Here is a 16,770-nt window from a genome sequence, read left to right as displayed (position 1 = left end):
CTGCCCCATGTCGCGACAAGTACGAAACCCCTTGTTTTCAAGCAGAAATCCGAGCACTGACTCCTAGAACCCGACCTTCTTGATCTAGGTCAGGCCCGACCAGGGCTCAGGTGGGTCGGCGGCGAAGAACCGGAGGATGCCGAGGAGCCGGCTGGCAAGTGGAGCAGTCCAGTGTCGTTGCCCCGGCCAGGGCTCGGCTGTGAGCTTGCCGAGGCCCCATTCGAGGTGCAACCACAATGCCCCCGCGGCGAGCTCGTCCTCTCGTCCGTCGCCCTGCGTGTGGCGGACGTACTCGGGGAGGATCGCCGCGACCTGGTCCAGCGGGAGCTTGGCGAAGTCGACCGCCCGCGGGGCATGGGCGGCGTCGCCCCAGTCGATCAGGGCGGCGAGTTCACCGTCCGGGCCGGCCAGAAGGTTGTGAGCGGCAACATCTCCGTGAATCAGCACCATCGGCTCGTCCCGGTCGAACCGGCCGGCCAGCCGGGTGAACCAGTCGCTCAACCACTTCGCCGTACCGAGGTCGACGTACCCACGTTCCACGAGATCGTCGACGGTTCGCCACGGATCACCCCAGCCGTCCTGCGGTAGGTCGTAGGTTCCCTCAGCCTGGTGCAAGCGCGCGAGTTGCTCCGCCAAGCCTGCCGGTACGCCGGTCGGCTCGGTGCCGTGAACTCGCTCCATCACGACGTACGGCGCGTCGATCAGGGTGCGGCTCTCGTCGTACTCAACGATGGCCGGCGTCAGCACGCCCGCCGACCGCGCCACCGGAATGACCGTGGTCTCCTTCCGCAGATCCGCCTCGAACCCCGGCCGCGCCACCCGCACGAACAAACCCTCGCCAACCACAAACCCCCGATTGGCAACCCCACCCACGACCTCCCGCACCAGCCCAGCCCCCACCCCATGCCGCCCAGCCACCACCCCCACCTGCCCCAACACCACATCCACCCCCTGCCCCGCAGCCCCGTCCGCCACCCGCTCCACAGCCCGGTCCACCACCTGCTCCGCAGCTCCGTCCGCCACCTGCCCCGCAGGCCCGTTCACCCCTGCCCCGCAGCCCTGTGCGCCACCTGCTCCGTGAGCCGATCCGCCGCCTGCTCCATGGGCCTGTCGTGCTCCAACCTGTGCCTCCGTCGTCCTGGACGATTCGCCTGATCGATCCTGATGCCGGGGTGCGGCGGCGTCCACCGCATTTGATGTACTGCGGACGTGCGTGTCGATGTGGATCCAGACGTAGTGAGCCGGCGAGAGTTCTACGCCTTGCTGAACTCCGTGGTCGTGCCACGGCCGATCGCCTGGGTGTCGAGCCAGTCAGCCGACGGCGTACTGAACCTCGCACCCCACTCGTTCTTCACGGTTGCGTGCGTCCAGCCACCGATGGTGCAGTTCACCTCGGTCGGCCGAAAGGACAGCCTGAACAACGTCGAGGCCACCGGCGAGTTCGTCGTGAACTTCGCCGCGGAGCCCCTGTACGAACAGGTGAACGCCTCGGCCACGAACTTCCCACCGGAAATCTCCGAGTTCGAGGCAATCGGCGTCCACCCCGAGCCCTCCCGAACAATCGCCGTACCCAGGGTCGCGGAGTCCCCGGTCGCCATCGAATGCACCCTCCACACCACCCTCGAACTAGGCGACTCCACCGTCGTCATCGGCCGAGTCCGCCACTTAGCCCTGGACCCATCAGTCATGGATGGCGACCACCCCGAAATCCAACTCCTCCGCCCCCTGGCCCGCCTAGGCAAAGACGAGTGGTCCACCATCGGCGAAGTCCGCTCCATCACCAGAATCCGCCACTCCAACTGGCCCGACCACTTCACCCCACCAGCACCCTGACCCCGCATTACCCGGCCACCGCTCGCAGACCAGTTCCTTCAGGTTTGAGCGTCGTACTGCCCGGAGTGGGCAGCTCCACGTGCGAACGCCATGCCCACAGGCGAGCTAGTTGCCGAGAGCCCCTTCCCGCCGGTCAGCACCTGCCCGCGCCACGAGATCGTGGGCTAGGGCGGGGGTGGTGGGGGTTCTTGGGTGGCTAGGAGTTTGGTGAGGGACTCGAGTTCTGGGGAGAGGCGGAGTGGGGTGTGGTCGACGGAGGCGGTGGTGGCTGGGTGCCAGGTGTATTGGGTCGAGATGGGGTTGGGCTCGGCGGCGGGGGTCGTGCAGGCGCCGGTGGTGAGGGTGGTTGCGGGGTGGGTTGGGGTGGTGGGGAGGGCTAGGTGGACTTCGGGGGATAGAGGGCTGCGGTCGTGGGTGTGGGAGCGGGCGGTGAGGTTGAGGAGGAGGCCCAGGGCTGGGATGAGGGAGAGGTTTTGGATTACGTGGATGAGGAGGATGTCTCGGGTGGGGAAGGAGACCAGGAGGCCGTGGGGTGGGGTTTCCAGGTGGAGGGACTCGCGCAGGACGGTGTCCAGGACCAGGGCTCGGGAGGCGGTGAATGAGGTGCCGGTGATGAGGGCTAGGCGGATGTCGTCGTGTTCGACGTACTCGACGTGGTCGGTGAGGCGGCGGAGGTTGGACAGGCCGAAGTGTTCGGCGGTGGACCAGGTCAGGCCGAAGTCTGGTGGGTTGAGGTACATGGTGACGACGTCCTCGTTGACGGTGGCGGGGACGGACACCAGGCCCGGGACGAAGTCGGGGCGGTCTGCTGTCCAGTTGTCGGGGAGTGCGTGCCGGGGCACGAGACGCTGGATCAGCTGTCGCTCGGGGTCGGTGGGTGGGTCGGGCGGACCGTGGCGGAGTTGCTGCAGGATTTGCGTGAAGTGTTCTTTGATTAGGGCGGGCCAGTCGTGTTCGCCGTACCTCGAGAGGGTTCGCGCGAGGTTGCTCAGGCCGAGGATTGGGCTGGAGGGTGTCGGGGTAACCGGGACGAGGGCTGCGTCGCCTTTGTAGGTGACCTCGAGGCCGAGCTCGGCGGTGGTGGTCAGGCAAAGGCGGACGAGCCGGGCGGCTTGGGCGCGGGTGAGGGGAGTCAGGGCCGGGTCGGGCCGGTCGGAATGGTTGCCGTGGGCATGTTCGGTGAAGCTGTCGATGGTCATCGGGGCCACCTCCTCGCCAGAGAAAGTACGAGGATCAGCACTCCGCGAGACCCGCGATTTCGTCCCTGTGGATAACCGGGCCGGGATAGTCTGCGCTGGCCCGGGTTGGTGAGTTGGAGGAGTCTGTATGTCCAGCAGTCCGTTGTCGCGGCCGACTTCTGAGACGCGGCTGTCGTTGTCGCATATCACTGCGCAGAGCGAGGCCAATCTGCTGGGGACAGTGCATGGTGGCGTGATCATGACGCTGGTGGACTCGGTCGCTGGGGTGGTGGCGGCGCGGCACTCGGGTGGGGCGGCGGTGACGGCGTCGATGGACGAGATGGTCTTTCTGGTGCCGGTGCGAGTAGGGGACGTCGTGCACTTCAGCGGGCAGGTGAACTGGACCGGGCGGAGTTCGATGGAGGTCGGCGTACGGATCACTGCCGATCGGTGGGACTCGGTCGGACCGCAGGTTCATGTGGCGTCGGCTTATCTGGTGTTCGTCGCGGTGGATGCGGATGGCAAGCCTCGGGAGGTGCCGCAGGTCGTTCCGCAGACGGATGAGGAACGGCGGCGGTTGCGGGAGGCCGAGATCCGCAGGAGTCACCGGCTCGCCCGGCGCGCGGCGATCATCGCCTCCCGCGAGGAAGCAGCACGCGAGGAAGCAGCACGCGAGGATGCAGCACGCGGCGGTGGGGAGGACAGTCCGTGAGTGTGGTGGGGAGTGCGCGGCGGCATCCTTCGGCGGTGTTGCTGGTGGTGCAGTTGCTGGGCGTGTTGGTCTACCCGGCGATGGAAGGGTCGCGCGGCGGGCGGGTTGCGTTCGAGATTCTCGGCATCGTCGTGCTCGTGCTCGCTGTCTTCTCGGTGCGGGCCACGCCGGGACTCACCTGGGTCAGCATCTGCCTCGGCATTCCAGCAGTGGCACTGTCCCTGGTCGACGCGTTCAACCCGACCGAACCGGTCGTCGCCATCTCCGGCGCGCTCCACGCCGCGTTTTACTTCTACGCGGCGTACAGCCTGCTCCGCTACATGCTGTCCGACCACGACGTCAGTGCCGACGAGCTCTACGCGACCGGTGCAACTTTCACCTTGGTGGCTTGGGGTTTCGCCTACGTGTACGTGTTCGTGCAGGTCCTGGTCCCCGGCAGCTTCACTGCGGCTGTTGACCCAGGCAACGATCGCACGTGGATGGAGTTGCTGTTCCTCAGCTTCACCACCCTGTCCAGTACCGGCCTGAGCGACATCATCCCCATCACGTCATGGGGCAGGTCAGTGGTCATGCTGGAGCAGCTGGCAGGTCTTGGGTACGTCGCCATGGTCGTGTCCCGCCTGGTCGGCCTGACCATCATGCGGCGCAGCAACTCCTAGACCCGCGGCCACCCGGCCAGTAGATCGGCGGCGGCCCGCGCGGCCACCTCCGGCGCACGCTCCATCGCAGCGACGCGATAGCTGACCAGTGCGCCCTCGTGCAGCAACAGCAACCGGTCCGCGAGCTCGTCAGGGTCAGCGAGGCCGGCCAGCGTGGCCTGTGCCTTGAACTCCGACCGCATCCACTGCTTCTGTCCCACGATCACCGGCATCGCCGGATGGTCCGGCGCCGCCAGCTCCACGCTCGCGTTGATGAACCCACACCCGTTCCGCGACCCGGCCAGCCAGTCCGTCAGCGCAGCGAACAGCGCGAGGATCACCTCTTCCGGCGTCTCCGGCCGTCGCGCAGCCAGTTGCTCGTCGAGGAACGCGTGCCACTCCCGGTTCCGCCGCTCTAGATACGCCGCGATCAGACGATCCTTCGACCCGAACCGGTCGTACAGCGTCTTCTTCGTCACGTCGGCCTCATGCGCGATCGTGTCCACGCCGACGGCCCGGATCCCCTGCTCGTAGAACAGCGTCGACGCCGCCGTCAGGATGCGCTCCCCGGCCGGCGTCAGCGGGGTCGCCGCGGAGACTCCGCGATCGACCAGCAGTCTCATCTGGTGGTCCAGCATACTGACAGTATACCGACCGGTGTGGTTACTGTCGTGGCCATGACCACTCAGCAGGCAAAGGCCGTGGCAGCCGGAGCCGGGTTCGTCGTGTTCTGGAGCTGCGGCTTCATCGGCGCCCGGTGGGGAACGCAGTACACGTCGGCGTTCGACCTGCTCGCCTGGCGCTTCCTCGTCGCCGGCGTACTCGCGGCTGTCGTCCTACTGATCAGACGGCCGAAGATCTCCCGCAGGGACCTGGTGACTCAGGTGTGGATGGCGTTCCTCACCCAGTTCGTCTACCTGGGCCTCATCTTCACCGGCATCGACCACGGCATCACGGCCGGAGTCACGGCACTCATCGGCTCGCTCCAACCCCTCCTGATCGCCACAGTGGCCGGACCGCTGCTCGGAGAACGCGTCAGCCAACGCCAATGGATCGGACTGGTTCTGGGTGTCGCCGGAGTCGGCCTGGTCGTCGCCGACGACCTCAACGCTGGTCATGGCTCGGCACTGCTCTTCCTGGTACCTCTCGGCGGTCTACTCGGCCTGGTGATCGGCACTTGCCTGGACCGGCGCCGAAAGCCCAGCACCAACTCCCTTGACGCATTGGCGGTGCAGAGCATCGTCTCGGCCGTTCTGTTCACCGCACTGGCCGCGTCTACAGACCAGTTCACTGTTCCGGAGGAGCCAGGCTTCTATGGCGCAGTCGTCTGGCTGGTGCTCCTGGCAACAGGCGGTGGCTGGGGTCTGTACTTGGTCAACCTCAAGCTTTCCGGCGCAACCCGCATCAGCTCACTGCTGTACCTCGTACCGCCGACCACGATGGTCTTCGCCTACCTGATGTTCGACGAGACCATCGGGGCGCTGGCGGTGATCGGCATGCTCGTCTGTGCCATCGCCGTACTCCTGATCCGGATCCGCGAACAAGTACGCTGCGGGGATGGCGGAACCCCGGTGGCTGGACCAGAGAGAAGCACAGGCCTGGCGCGCGTTCATCGCGGCACAGCGAGTAGTGAACAGCAGGATCGAGCAGCAACTGCAGCGCGACGCCGGAATCCCGCACACGTACTACGAAATCCTGGTCCGGCTCTCCGAAGCATCGGACGGCCGGCTCCGGATGAGTGAGCTCGCAGTCGCCACCCTGGGCTCACGCAGCCGGTTGTCGCACGCGGTGAACCGGCTCGAGCAGAACGGCTGGGTACGGCGGGAGGGCATCGAGTCAGACCGGCGTGGTCAGGTCGCGATCCTCACCGACCTGGGCCGGAAGAAGCTCGTGGAGACGGCGCCCGGTCACGTCGAGGAAGTACGGAAGTCGATCTTCGACGCACTCACCGAAGAACAGGTCGAGAACCTGTACGACGTCTGCGCGACGCTGGCCCGGCACTCCGGTGACACGGTCGACCGCGCCGCCTGGGAGCGTCGCTGAAATGAGTCGTCCGGTCGCATTGGTCGCGTTGACAGCACTTGTCCTCGCCGGCTGTAGCGACAGCCAGTCCCCGCCGACCGCCGGCCCCAGCACAGTGCCGTCATCCTCGGTTCCACTGCCGACGACCCAGCCACCCACGACCGAGCAGCCGAGCGCCACCCCGACCAACACGCCGACGCCGACGCCGACAGCCACGTCGGCGAGCTGCGTCGACCAGAAGCTCAAGACCCTCACCCTCCGGGAGCAGGCCGCCCAGCTGATCATGACCGGCATCAGCGCCAACGGCATGACCTCGGCCCAGCGTCCCATCGTGCAGCAGGAGAAGCCCGGTGGCGTCCTCCTGCTCGGCACCGGCGGCAGCCTGTCCCACACGCGTACGGCGATGGCCGCGGCAAGCACCGCGGCCACGGTGAAGGGCGTCCGTCCGCTGGTCGCCGCGGACCAGGAAGGCGGTCAGATCCAGCGGCTGAAAGGCCCTGGGTTCGACCGCATCCCCGCTGCGACCGTGCAAGGCACCTGGTCCGCCGACAAGCTGACCGCCCGCGCGAAGCAGTGGGGCGGCCAGCTCAAGCAGGCCAACGTCAACGTGAACCTGGCGCCCGTCGCTGACGTCGTACCGAGCTCTCTGAAGTCTCAGAACGCGCCGATCGGCAGTCTGGACCGTGAGTACGGCAACACGCCGGAAGCGGTCGGCCCGTCGGTGCAGGCGTTCGTCGAGGGGATGAAGCAGGCCGGCGTGATGACCTCGGTCAAGCACTTCCCCGGACTCGGCCGGGTGCGTGGCAACACGGACTTCTCCTCCGGTGTGGTGGACACCGTCACCGTTCGCGGGGATGCCGACCTGCAGCCGTTCGCCGACGGGATCGAGGCCGGCGCCACCATGGTGATGATCTCCACCGTCACCTACACCAAGATCGACCCCAACAACCGTGCGGTGTTCTCGCCGACCGTCATCCAAGGCATGGTCCGGGGTGATCTGGGCTGGAGCGGCGTGGTGATCACCGACGACGTCGGGGCCGCCGCCGAGGTCGCCTCGGTGCCGGCGGGACAGCGGGCGACCCGGTTCGTCGCGGCGGGCGGCGACATCGTGATCAACGCCAAGGCCGCGCTGACCGCCACCATGATGAACGCACTGGTCGTCAAAGCCCAGCAGGACAAGGCCTTCGCCGCGAAGCTGACGAGTAGCGTCAGGCGCGTGCTGACTCTGAAGCAGGACCACGGCCTGGTGAGCTGCGGATGACGGTAGAGCAGGAGCCCGACTATCGCTTCACCCTGGCGAACGAGCGGACCTATCTGGCCTATCTGCGGACCTCGCTGGCCTGCTACGCGGGCGGACTGTCCGCGGTGCAGTTCCTCGATCTCGGTCCGGACCGCTGGCCGGCCCGGATCATCGGTGTGGTTCTGGTCACCGTCGGCATCATCACTACCGCCGGCGCCTTCCGCCGCTGGCAGCAGAACCTGATCGCAATGCGCCGCGGCAGCCCGCTCCCGGTGACCCGCCTGCCCTTGATGCTCGGGGCAACGATCGCTGTCGTGGGCCTGATCGGCTTGCTCTTCTCACTGTGGCGATGAGCACACCGGATCCCGGGCTGCAGCCCGAGCGGACCTTGCTCGCCTGGCGCCGTACCGCGCTAGGCCTGATAGCCAACGGCATCCTCCTGATCGCATCCGGACACGGTTCGTCGGACGTCCGCACCGGCCTCGGCATCGTCGTACTGACGCTCGCCCTGGCCTGCTGGGCGGCGGTGAGCGCGGTGTACCGCCGTACGAACGGCTCGAAAGTCCAGGCGCTCGGCCATGAGCGGGTGCTCCGGGTCGCGGCCGGTCTGGTGCTGATCGTCGGCCTCTTCGACCTTTACGCCGTGATCGCCCGGTGAAACCGATCGGTAACTCACTGTCCGTGTCGCCGCGAGCCAGTTCACTCCGACGCGCTACGTTGACAACGCGGATGCAACGTCAACCGCAGGTTCCCCCTAGCATGTTCACGGTTTGTCCCTCGTTCATCCGGAGCTTGAAGTGCCGTTACGTCTGCGTCCGAACGACCCGACGTTCTACGACCTTTTCACCGAATCCGCCAACCACCTCGTGGACGGATCGAAGATCCTGGCAGAGCTGCTCGGCAGTACGGCCGGAACCGGACTCTCCTCGAGTCACCAGATCGCCGCCGAGATGAAGGACGCCGAACACGCGGCCGACGAGACCACCCACTCGATCATCCGCCGCGTCAACTCCACCTTCGTCACCCCGTTCGACCGCGAGGACATCTACCGGCTGGCCTCCGATCTGGACGACGTGATGGATTTCATGGAGGAAGCGGTCGACTCCGTCCACCTCTTCAACCTGGAGAAGTTGCCGGAGGAAGTCGCCGAGCAGATCGAGGTGCTCCAGCGGATGGCGCAGCTGACCGCCGAGACGATGCCCCGGCTGCGCACGATGAAGGACCTGGCCGAGTACTGGATCGAGATCAACCGGCTGGAGAACACCGGTGACGCGGTGCACCGCCGGATCGTCGCCAAGCTCTTCAGCGGTGAGTACGAAGCGCTGACCGTGATGAAGCTCAAGACCGTGGTCGACCTGCTGGAGGCCGCGATCGACGCCTTCGAGCATGTCGCCAACACGGTCGAACAGATCGCCGTCAAGGAGAGCTGAGCGTGGAGTTCGCGCTCGTCATCGCGGTCGTCGTCATCGCGCTGTCCTTCGACTACACCAACGGCTTCCACGACGCGGCCAATGCGATCGCGACCTCGGTCTCGACCCGGGCACTCACGCCGCGGGTGGCGCTGGCGATGGCCGCGGTCTGCAACTTCCTCGGCGCGCTGGCCGGCACCGAGGTGGCCGAAACCATCGGCGAGGGCATCATCAGCATTCCGAGCGGCGAACCCGGCCTGGTGATCGTGATCGCGGCACTGATCGGCGCGATCACCTGGAACCTGATCACCTGGCGCCTCGGCCTGCCCAGCTCCTCCACGCACGCGCTGATCGGCGGACTGGTGGGCGCCGGACTCGCCTCGGCGAGCGTCGTGGAGTGGTCCGGGATCCTCGACAAGGTCGTCATCCCGATGGTGCTGTCGCCCGTGATCGGCTTCGCCGGGGCCTTCTTGCTGATGATCGCCATCCTCTGGACCTTCCGGCGGAGGAACCCGGGCAAGACGACGCGAGGCTTCCGGATGGCCCAATCGCTGTCGGCTGCCGCGGTGGCGCTCGGGCACGGCCTGCAGGACGCGCAGAAGACGATGGGCGTGATCTTTCTCGCCCTGCTCGCCACCGGTCACGTGAACGAGGGCGACGGCATCCCGCTGTGGGTGAAGATCTCCGCCGCGACCGCGATCTCGCTCGGCACCTACTCCGGTGGCTGGCGGATCATGCGTACGCTCGGGCGCCGCATCATCCACCTGGACCCGGCGCGCGGGTTCGCCTCCGAGGCGGTCGCCGCGTCCGTCCTGTACGTGATGGCGATCGGCCTGCATGCGCCGGTCTCCACCACCCACACGATCACGTCGGCGGTGATGGGCGCCGGTGCGACCAAGCGGCTGTCGGCGGTTCGCTGGGGCGTTGCCAGAGGCATCGTCACCGCGTGGGTGCTGACCATCCCCGCCGCCGGGTTGGTCGCCGCACTCTGTTATGGGCTTGCGCACCTGATTCTGGAGTAAGTTGCAGCCGAGAGTTCATTTCGAATTCACCCACTAGGCCTACCGTCGATCGATGGTGTGTCTTATTTCCGCCTAGGGGGAGTGATCGCGATGGACCTCTCGTTCCTCGTCGTCGTGGTGATCATCACCGCGTTGGTGTTCGACTTCACCAACGGTTTCCACGACACCGCCAACGCGATGGCGACGTCGATCGCTACCGGCGCCCTCAGACCCAAGGTCGCCGTCGCCCTGTCCGCGGTGCTGAACCTGGTCGGCGCGTTCCTGTCCACCGCAGTGGCCAAGACGATCTCCAGCGGCCTCGTCGATGACTCGTTGGTGACGGTGCCGATCATCTTCGGCGGCTTGGTCGGCGCGATCCTCTGGAACCTGGTGACCTGGTACTTCGGCCTGCCGAGCTCCTCGTCGCACGCCCTGTTCGGCGGCCTGATCGGCGCCACCTGGATCGCGGCCGGCAGCAGCGCGGTGAACTTCGGCACGCTGGTGCAGAAGATCATCATCCCCGCGGTCGCCGCGCCGATCGTGGCCGGCGTCGTCGCGCTGCTGGGCACCTTCCTGGCTTACAAGATCACCCAGCGGGCCCGGAAGAAGTCGGTCAGCGACGGGTTCCGGACCGGCCAGATCGCGTCCGCCTCGCTCGTCTCGCTCGCTCACGGCACCGGTGACGCACAGAAGACGATGGGCGTCATCACGCTGGTCCTGATCACGTCGGGCAGCCTCGCGCAGGGTTCGGCCCCGCCGACCTGGGTGATTTTCGCGGCCGGCCTCGCGATCGCCCTCGGCACCTACTTCGGTGGCTGGCGGATCATCCGGACGATGGGCAAGGGCCTGACCGAGATCGAGTCGCCGCAGGGCTTCACCGCCGAGACCAGCTCGGCCACGGTCCTGCTGGCCTCGTCCCACCTGGGCTTCCCGCTGTCCACCACCCAGGTCTGCTCCGGCAGCATCCTCGGCGCCGGCCTCGGCAAGCGGCTCGCGCAGGTGCGCTGGACGATCGCCGGACGGATGGCGATGGCCTGGCTGTTCACGCTGCCGTCCGCCGCGATCGTCGGCGCCCTGGCCGGCCGGGTGGCCGACACCGGCAACGCCGGCGTCGTCATCGTCGCGATCCTCGCGATCCTGGCCGGCGGCGGCATCTACGTGGCGTCGCGGCGCAGGCCGGTGACGGCGGAGAACGTCAACGAGTACCCGGGCAGCACGACCCCGGCCCCGGCCCCGGCCACGACCGTCTGAGAGGAGTACGGCGATGCACATCAACTGGAGTGCACTCGGTCAGGTGGCACTGGTCAGCCTGCTCTTCGGTGTCGGGCTGGCGGTCATGTTCGCGCTCGGTGTGACCGCGATGTCGCGGCGGGCGGTGGCGCTCGAGGAAAAGAAGCCGCCGTCGATCGTCGACACCACAGTGGCCGGGCTCTGCTTCGCCGCGTGCCTGGCAGCGGTGCTCTACGGGCTCTACTTGATCATCCCGCAGTTCCACTGACAGCTAGCGGTTCCAGCGTCGTACTGACTTGGCCACGTCCTTGGAGCGGATGGAGCCGAGGTTGTACTCCCACGCGGCCGCGAGCTTGTCGCCCAGGATGCTCGCGTCGAGATAGGTCCGCGGCCGCACCGCCACCGCCCAGGTAGCGGCAGCCGCGTGGCCCTGCTGGTGGAGCAGGTGGTCGACGGTCGCCTCGATCCGGGTCCGGCTCTCGCCCCTGAGGCCATCGGTGGCCCAGCGCTGCAGGATGGCCGTGTCGTCGGACGTCATCCGGGCCAGGTAGGTCAGCGGACCGCGCCAGAAGCCCTTGCTGCCGATGCTGTCCAGGCTCTCGAGCGGGAACCAGCCGTTCTGGCAGCGGCGCCCGTTCACCGCGGACTCGACCTCGAGCGCCCGGCCCGCGGGCAGGCCGCGGGTCGCCCACTCGACGAAGAACGTGCCCGCGTCCGGGATCTGATCCGCCACGTGGGGCGCCGGAGTCATCATGCCCGGTTCGAACAGATGAAGCTCTTCCGGTGAATCGAACAAAACCTTCCCCGCCCGCCTGAGTACCGCGGCCGCGCGTACCGCTGCCCGGCCCGCCACACAGGGACCCCCCAGGTTCCTGTTCCATCAACAACGACAAGTCTTCGTACCCTCGATTCGGCCCGAGGGTCAAGGTCCTGTCCGCGCTACCGGTCCTCCTTGGTCCGCCGTGCGGCCCGGCGGGCGAGCTCTTCCTGATCCAGGCGCTCGGCTTCGGCCGGAGTCGGCGCGGAACCGCCGTACGACGCCGGCAACCACCAGGCACCGGCTGGTTGCTCGGGGTAGGCGCGGATGGTCTGATCGAGCATCCCGGCCATCGTCGCGTGCAGCCGCGCGGTCGCCTCGGCCGAGTCGTCGGCCCGGGTGACGGTCATCGGCGCGCCGACGGTGATCGCGATCGTGCGGTGCCGGGAGAAGTCGCGCGGATGGTCCTTGGTCAGCATCCGCTGCGTACCCCAGAGGATCATCGGAATGATCGGTACGCCGGCCGCGGCGGCCATCCGGACCGTGCCGGACTTGAACTCCTTGAGCTCGAACGACCGGCTGATGGTGGCCTCCGGGAACACGCCGACGACCTCGCCCTGGCCGAGATACCGCAGCGCTTCGCGGTACGACGCCATACCAGCCGCGCGATCCACCGGGATGTGGTGCATGCCGCGCATCAGGGGGCCTGAGTACCGGTTGCGGAACAGCACCTCCTTGGCCATGAACCGCACCAGCCGCTTGCTCGGCACCGCGCCGTACCCACCGAGCACGAAGTCGACGTAACTGATGTGGTTGAGCGCGATCACCGCGCCGCCGGTCCGCGGCACGTTCTCCGTCCCGGTCAGCTGGAACTTCACGTCCAGCACCTTGAACGCCGCCTTCGCGAAGCCGATCACCGGCGGGTACACGACATCTCGCATGCCCCGACGCTACAGCCTTCGTCTAGGGTGGCGGTCACAACTGGAGATCGCGGGAGCTCGCACCGTAGCGGGCTGAGAGGGCGGCTGGATCAACCGGCGCCGCCGACCGCCGAACCTGTCCGGGTAATTCCGGCGTAGGGAGCAGCAAGGTGAATGTCAGCACGATTCGACCGACTGTCACCACGGGCCCGATCTCGGGGTCCGAGAAGATCTACCGCGGCGAGCTGGGTGTTCCGGCCCGCCGTGTCCGGCTCACCAACGGCGAGCACTTCGACCTCTACGACACCTCGGGTCCGTACACCGACGTGTCCGCGCAGATCGACGTACAAGCCGGTCTCCCCGCAGTGCGGCGGGACTGGATCGCCGGGCGCGCACCGCTGACCCAACTGGCGCACGCGCGCGCCGGGACGATCACCGAGGAGATGAGGTACGTCGCCACCCGGGAGGGCGTCGACCCGGAGTTCGTCCGGTCCGAGGTGGCCCGGGGCCGGGCCGTGATCCCGGCGAACCGGCGGCACCCGGAGAGCGAGCCGATGATCATCGGCAAGAAGTTCCTGGTGAAGGTGAACGCGAACATCGGCAACTCGGCTGTCACCAGCTCGGTCGAGGAGGAGGTCGAGAAGCTCGTCTGGGCGACCCGGTGGGGTGCGGACACGGTGATGGACCTGTCCACCGGCAAGAACATCCACGAGACCCGGGAATGGATCCTGCGGAACTCGCCGGTGCCGATCGGGACGGTGCCGTTGTACCAGGCTCTGGAAAAGGTGAAGGGCGATCCGGCCGCGCTGTCGTGGGAGGTGTATCGCGACACGGTGATCGAGCAGTGCGAGCAGGGTGTCGACTACATGACCGTGCATGCCGGCGTACTGCTGCGATACGTGGCGCTGACCGCGCAGCGGATCACCGGGATCGTGTCGCGGGGCGGTTCGATCATGGCCGCGTGGTGCCTGGCACATCACCAGGAGTCCTTCCTGTACACCCATTTCGCCGAGCTGTGCGAGATCCTGCGGGAGTACGACGTGACGTTCTCACTGGGCGACGGGTTGCGCCCGGGATGTATCGCGGATGCCAACGACGCGGCGCAGTTCGCGGAACTGCGGACGTTGGGGGAGCTCACTCGCGTTGCGTGGGAACACGATGTGCAGGTGATGATCGAAGGCCCGGGACACGTGCCGATGCACAAGATCGCCGAGAACGTGCGGCTCGAGGAGGAGCTCTGCGGCGAGGCGCCGTTCTACACCTTGGGGCCGTTGGCAACTGATGTGGCGCCGGCCTACGACCACATTACATCGGCGATCGGTGCGGCCCAGATCGGCTGGCTGGGTACGGCGATGCTGTGTTACGTCACGCCCAAGGAACACCTCGGCCTGCCGGATCGTGACGACGTGAAGACCGGCGTGATCACGTACAAGATCGCCGCCCACGCGGCCGATCTGGCCAAGGGACATCCGGGCGCGCAGGACTGGGACGACACGTTGTCCAAGGCAAGGTTCGAGTTCCGCTGGGAGGACCAGTTCAACCTGTCACTGGACCCGGACACGGCGCGCTCGTTCCATGACGAGACCCTGCCCGCCGAGCCGGCCAAGACGGCTCACTTCTGCTCGATGTGCGGTCCGAAGTTCTGCTCGATGCGGATCACCGCGGACATTCGCGCGTACGCCGAGGATCACCAGCGCATGCTGCCGCTGGTCGACTGAACGCTGTCCGGCCCGGAGTACGCCGTACTCCGGGCCGGAAGTGTGCTGACTCCGCGTGAGGCCGGTGGGGTGAGTCGGGATGCCGAACCGACCGAATCCAGCAGAGAATGGGGGAATCGGAATCCTCCAGAACGGTCACTGGGAGTGACCGGGTGAACCGATTCAGGTTTTTTCCTTCACTCTACGTGAATAAGACTGTAGCCTTAAGACGTTCGGAAGGAGGTGCAGGGCGATGGTCTTCGTTCTCACGGTAGATCAGCGCGGTAGCCGAAGCATGAGCGATCTCGTACCCGAGCTGCTGAACTCCCTGAACCGCCGGCCGCGACGGACAGGGTTGCTCCGCAAGTTCGAGCGGACCGCCGGCGACGAGGTGCAGGGTGTGCTCTCGGACGCCCGGGCCACCGTCGACGTGATCGTCGAGCTGCTCCGCCCCGACATCTGGTACGTCGGACTCGGCGTCGGCGAGGTCGTCCAGCCACTGCCGAGGAGCACCAGGGCGGGCAGCGGTGACGCGTTCGTGTTCGCGCGGGAGGCGGTGACCCGGGCCAAGTCGAGCCCTCATCACGTCAACGTGGTCGGCTCCGACTCGCGAGCCGCGGAGCGGGTGGAGACAGTGCTCTGGCTGATGGCGTCAGTACTGCGGCGTCGTAGCGACCGTGGCTGGGCTGTGGCCGACCTACTGGGCGAAGGACTCACCAGGCGGGAGATCGGTGTGAAGCTGGGGATCAGTCAGTCGGCGGTGACGCAGCGGGCGCAGGCCGCCGGGTTCGCCGAGGAACAGCGTGGACGGGTGCTGGCGGCCGAGTTGCTCGACGCTGGGGCCGCTGCGTGACGGCACTGATCCTGTCGTTGACCGCAGCCGGCCTGATCCTCGCCGTACTGGCGTGGGTGCCGAAGGCCGGCTCTACCGTCGAAATCGTGCTCAGTGCGGCCACGCTGGCCTGCCTGGTCACGGTCGGCCTCCTACTGCTGGCAGGCCACGGCGCGGAGGGCTGGCGCGAGCGCTGGTGGAACGTATTGCTCCTGTTGTCCGGTGGCCTCGCGGTCACCGGTGGCGGGCCGCTCACGACGTCTGTACTGGCGCTGGTCGACCGGGGGAACACCAGAGCCCAGTCGACGCAGAAGGCCGGTGAGGTACTGCGTGGCGGCGCGCTGATCGGTTCGCTCGAGCGGACCGCCATCTTCGCCTCCCTGGTGACCGGGTGGCCGGAGGGCATCGCCGTCGTACTGGCGATCAAGGGGCTGGCCCGCTACCCCGAGCTGCGCAGCCCGGACCAGCCGGCCTCGGTCACGCCACAGGCGGTCGCCGAGCGCTTCATCATTGGCACGTTCACCAGTGTGCTGTGGTCCGTGACCTGCGCCGGGTTCCTCCTGTCCCACTAAAGGTCAGAGCCGGATGACGATGTCGTTGACGACCTTGTCGTGCCAGGTCTGCTGCTTGTCGTCCCACAGCGGCCAGATCACGTTGAGGATGCAGAGCTGGTTGAAGATCTGGGCGCAGATCTCACGGCCGAGGTTCGAGCCCAGGCCGATCAGCTGACCGCTCTGCGCGTGCACCACCCGCAGGCCGGTCAGCTTCTTCCCGAAGGACTGGCCGGTCCGGCCCTGCTGGATCAGCCGGTTCCAAACCCACACCGCGAACCCGACGGCGAAGCCGGTAACCATCGCGATCCCACCGCCGGGCCCGAGCTCGTCCTGGTCGCCGTCGATGACCAGGGCCACGATCACGCCGACGATCGGGGGGATCGAGATGATCAGCGAGTCCAGGATCGAGGCGCCGACGCGGATCGGCCAGCCGGCCAGTTGTCCCGGTGGCGCGTAGCCATAGCCGTATCCGCCCTGCCCTTGGCCGGCCTGTCCGTACGGGTTGTAGCCCTGAGGCTGGAACTGGCCCGGCTGACCAGCCGGGTACTGCCCTGGCTGTCCCGGTGGGAACTGCGGCTGGCCGTCGTACGGAGGGGTGGTCACCTGCCGGTCCTTTCTACGGCCCGGACGCCGCGGCCTGAACAGGCCGCGGCGGCCGGGAGATCGCGGGACGCCGTCCGTGCTTGTTGGCGGAGGTGGTGGTGTTATTTTACGCGAACGTCTGGCGCGTAGCGTCCCACAGCGGCC

Annotated in this window: 21 protein-coding genes and 1 riboswitch; of the genes, 15 read left to right on the top strand and 6 right to left on the bottom strand. The window is 67.3% G+C overall.

From position 1 onward, the window contains the following. Window positions 1–84 precede the first annotated feature (84 nt). Complete coding sequence (locus AB0E63_RS17120; RefSeq protein ID WP_360366681.1) at window positions 85–873, bottom strand: aminoglycoside phosphotransferase family protein; 789 nt, start codon at window positions 871–873, stop codon at window positions 85–87. 336 nt (window positions 874–1,209) lie between these two features. Here AB0E63_RS17120 and AB0E63_RS17115 point away from each other — a divergent pair, with 336 nt between their 5' ends. Then, on the top strand, window positions 1,210–1,833 hold the full coding sequence (locus AB0E63_RS17115; protein WP_360366423.1) for a flavin reductase family protein: 624 nt from the start codon (window positions 1,210–1,212) through the stop codon (window positions 1,831–1,833). 164 nt (window positions 1,834–1,997) lie between these two features. On the opposite strand, the gene AB0E63_RS17110 is transcribed toward AB0E63_RS17115, so the two are convergent. Further along, window positions 1,998–3,032 carry a hypothetical protein gene (locus tag AB0E63_RS17110; protein WP_360366421.1) on the bottom strand — a complete coding sequence of 345 codons (1,035 nt, stop codon included), beginning with the start codon at window positions 3,030–3,032 and terminating at the stop codon, window positions 1,998–2,000. A 127-nt stretch (window positions 3,033–3,159) separates the two neighbouring features. Between AB0E63_RS17110 and AB0E63_RS17105 the strand changes: the two genes are divergently transcribed. Further along, window positions 3,160–3,723 carry an acyl-CoA thioesterase gene (locus AB0E63_RS17105; protein ID WP_360366419.1) on the top strand — a complete coding sequence of 188 codons (564 nt, stop codon included), beginning with the start codon at window positions 3,160–3,162 and terminating at the stop codon, window positions 3,721–3,723. Then, a complete protein-coding gene (locus AB0E63_RS17100; RefSeq protein WP_360366417.1) occupies window positions 3,720–4,382 on the top strand; it encodes a potassium channel family protein in 663 nt (220 codons plus the stop codon). Before AB0E63_RS17105 ends, AB0E63_RS17100 begins: the two co-directional genes overlap by 4 nt. Here AB0E63_RS17100 and AB0E63_RS17095 read toward each other — a convergent pair. Beyond that, complete coding sequence (locus tag AB0E63_RS17095; RefSeq protein ID WP_360366415.1) at window positions 4,379–4,999, bottom strand: TetR/AcrR family transcriptional regulator; 621 nt, start codon at window positions 4,997–4,999, stop codon at window positions 4,379–4,381. The two genes, AB0E63_RS17100 and AB0E63_RS17095, sit on opposite strands and share 4 nt — an antisense overlap. A gap of 39 nt (window positions 5,000–5,038) precedes the next feature. On the opposite strand from AB0E63_RS17095, the gene AB0E63_RS17090 reads away from it, so the two are divergent. The 9 genes from AB0E63_RS17090 (at window position 5,039) to AB0E63_RS17050 (ending at window position 11,531) form a co-directional block, all read left to right on the top strand. Next, the gene (locus AB0E63_RS17090; protein WP_360366413.1) at window positions 5,039–6,103 is read left to right on the top strand and encodes a DMT family transporter; all 1,065 of its coding nucleotides are present in this window, start codon (window positions 5,039–5,041) and stop codon (window positions 6,101–6,103) included. After that, window positions 5,991–6,404 (top strand): MarR family transcriptional regulator, encoded by a 414-nt coding sequence (locus tag AB0E63_RS17085; protein WP_360366411.1) that lies wholly within the window; start codon window positions 5,991–5,993, stop codon window positions 6,402–6,404. Before AB0E63_RS17090 ends, AB0E63_RS17085 begins: the two co-directional genes overlap by 113 nt. A gap of 1 nt (window position 6,405) precedes the next feature. Next, window positions 6,406–7,644: a glycoside hydrolase family 3 N-terminal domain-containing protein gene (locus tag AB0E63_RS17080; protein WP_360366409.1), complete on the top strand. Its 1,239-nt coding sequence runs from the start codon at window positions 6,406–6,408 to the stop codon at window positions 7,642–7,644. Beyond that, a complete protein-coding gene (locus AB0E63_RS17075; protein ID WP_360366407.1) occupies window positions 7,641–7,976 on the top strand; it encodes a DUF202 domain-containing protein in 336 nt (111 codons plus the stop codon). The genes AB0E63_RS17080 and AB0E63_RS17075 overlap by 4 nt, the downstream gene beginning before the upstream one ends. Beyond that, complete coding sequence (locus AB0E63_RS17070; protein ID WP_360366405.1) at window positions 7,973–8,281, top strand: DUF202 domain-containing protein; 309 nt, start codon at window positions 7,973–7,975, stop codon at window positions 8,279–8,281. The genes AB0E63_RS17075 and AB0E63_RS17070 overlap by 4 nt, the downstream gene beginning before the upstream one ends. 139 nt (window positions 8,282–8,420) lie before the next feature. Next, window positions 8,421–9,053, top strand: a complete 633-nt coding sequence (locus tag AB0E63_RS17065) for a DUF47 family protein (protein ID WP_360366403.1) — start codon at window positions 8,421–8,423, stop codon at window positions 9,051–9,053. A gap of 2 nt (window positions 9,054–9,055) precedes the next feature. Next, entirely contained in the window at window positions 9,056–10,054 is a 999-nt protein-coding gene (locus AB0E63_RS17060) for an inorganic phosphate transporter (RefSeq protein WP_360366401.1), read from the top strand. A gap of 90 nt (window positions 10,055–10,144) precedes the next feature. Further along, on the top strand, window positions 10,145–11,284 hold the full coding sequence (locus AB0E63_RS17055) for an inorganic phosphate transporter (protein WP_360366399.1): 1,140 nt from the start codon (window positions 10,145–10,147) through the stop codon (window positions 11,282–11,284). A gap of 13 nt (window positions 11,285–11,297) precedes the next feature. Further along, a complete protein-coding gene (locus tag AB0E63_RS17050; RefSeq protein ID WP_360366397.1) occupies window positions 11,298–11,531 on the top strand; it encodes a hypothetical protein in 234 nt (77 codons plus the stop codon). A 3-nt stretch (window positions 11,532–11,534) separates the two neighbouring features. Here the strand turns inward: AB0E63_RS17050 and AB0E63_RS17045 are convergent, their stop codons facing one another. Next, window positions 11,535–11,996 (bottom strand): hypothetical protein, encoded by a 462-nt coding sequence (locus AB0E63_RS17045; protein WP_360366395.1) that lies wholly within the window; start codon window positions 11,994–11,996, stop codon window positions 11,535–11,537. Window positions 11,997–12,202: 206 nt separating this feature from the next. Continuing rightward, on the bottom strand, window positions 12,203–12,961 hold the full coding sequence (locus AB0E63_RS17040; protein WP_360366393.1) for a lysophospholipid acyltransferase family protein: 759 nt from the start codon (window positions 12,959–12,961) through the stop codon (window positions 12,203–12,205). 39 nt (window positions 12,962–13,000) lie between these two features. After that, window positions 13,001–13,120, top strand: a riboswitch (TPP riboswitch). 5 nt (window positions 13,121–13,125) lie between these two features. On the opposite strand from AB0E63_RS17040, the gene thiC reads away from it, so the two are divergent. From thiC to AB0E63_RS17025, 3 genes are all read left to right on the top strand, one after another. Continuing rightward, window positions 13,126–14,658, top strand: a complete 1,533-nt coding sequence (gene thiC / locus AB0E63_RS17035) for a phosphomethylpyrimidine synthase ThiC (RefSeq protein WP_360366679.1) — start codon at window positions 13,126–13,128, stop codon at window positions 14,656–14,658. Between the two features lie 274 nt (window positions 14,659–14,932). Further along, window positions 14,933–15,490, top strand: a complete 558-nt coding sequence (locus AB0E63_RS17030; protein ID WP_360366391.1) for a transposase — start codon at window positions 14,933–14,935, stop codon at window positions 15,488–15,490. Next, window positions 15,487–16,041, top strand: a complete 555-nt coding sequence (locus tag AB0E63_RS17025) for a hypothetical protein (RefSeq protein WP_360366389.1) — start codon at window positions 15,487–15,489, stop codon at window positions 16,039–16,041. The genes AB0E63_RS17030 and AB0E63_RS17025 overlap by 4 nt, the downstream gene beginning before the upstream one ends. Before the next feature lie 3 nt (window positions 16,042–16,044). Here the strand turns inward: AB0E63_RS17025 and AB0E63_RS17020 are convergent, their stop codons facing one another. Then, the gene (locus AB0E63_RS17020) at window positions 16,045–16,626 is read right to left on the bottom strand and encodes an RDD family protein (protein WP_360366387.1); all 582 of its coding nucleotides are present in this window, start codon (window positions 16,624–16,626) and stop codon (window positions 16,045–16,047) included. Window positions 16,627–16,770: the final 144 nt, after the last annotated feature.

The sequence above is a fragment of the Kribbella sp. NPDC026596 genome (genome assembly GCF_040638415.1).
GTDB lineage: Bacteria > Actinomycetota > Actinomycetes > Propionibacteriales > Kribbellaceae > Kribbella.
Note: the sequence above shows the minus strand (reverse complement) of the source record. Positions and strands in the feature narration are given on the sequence as shown.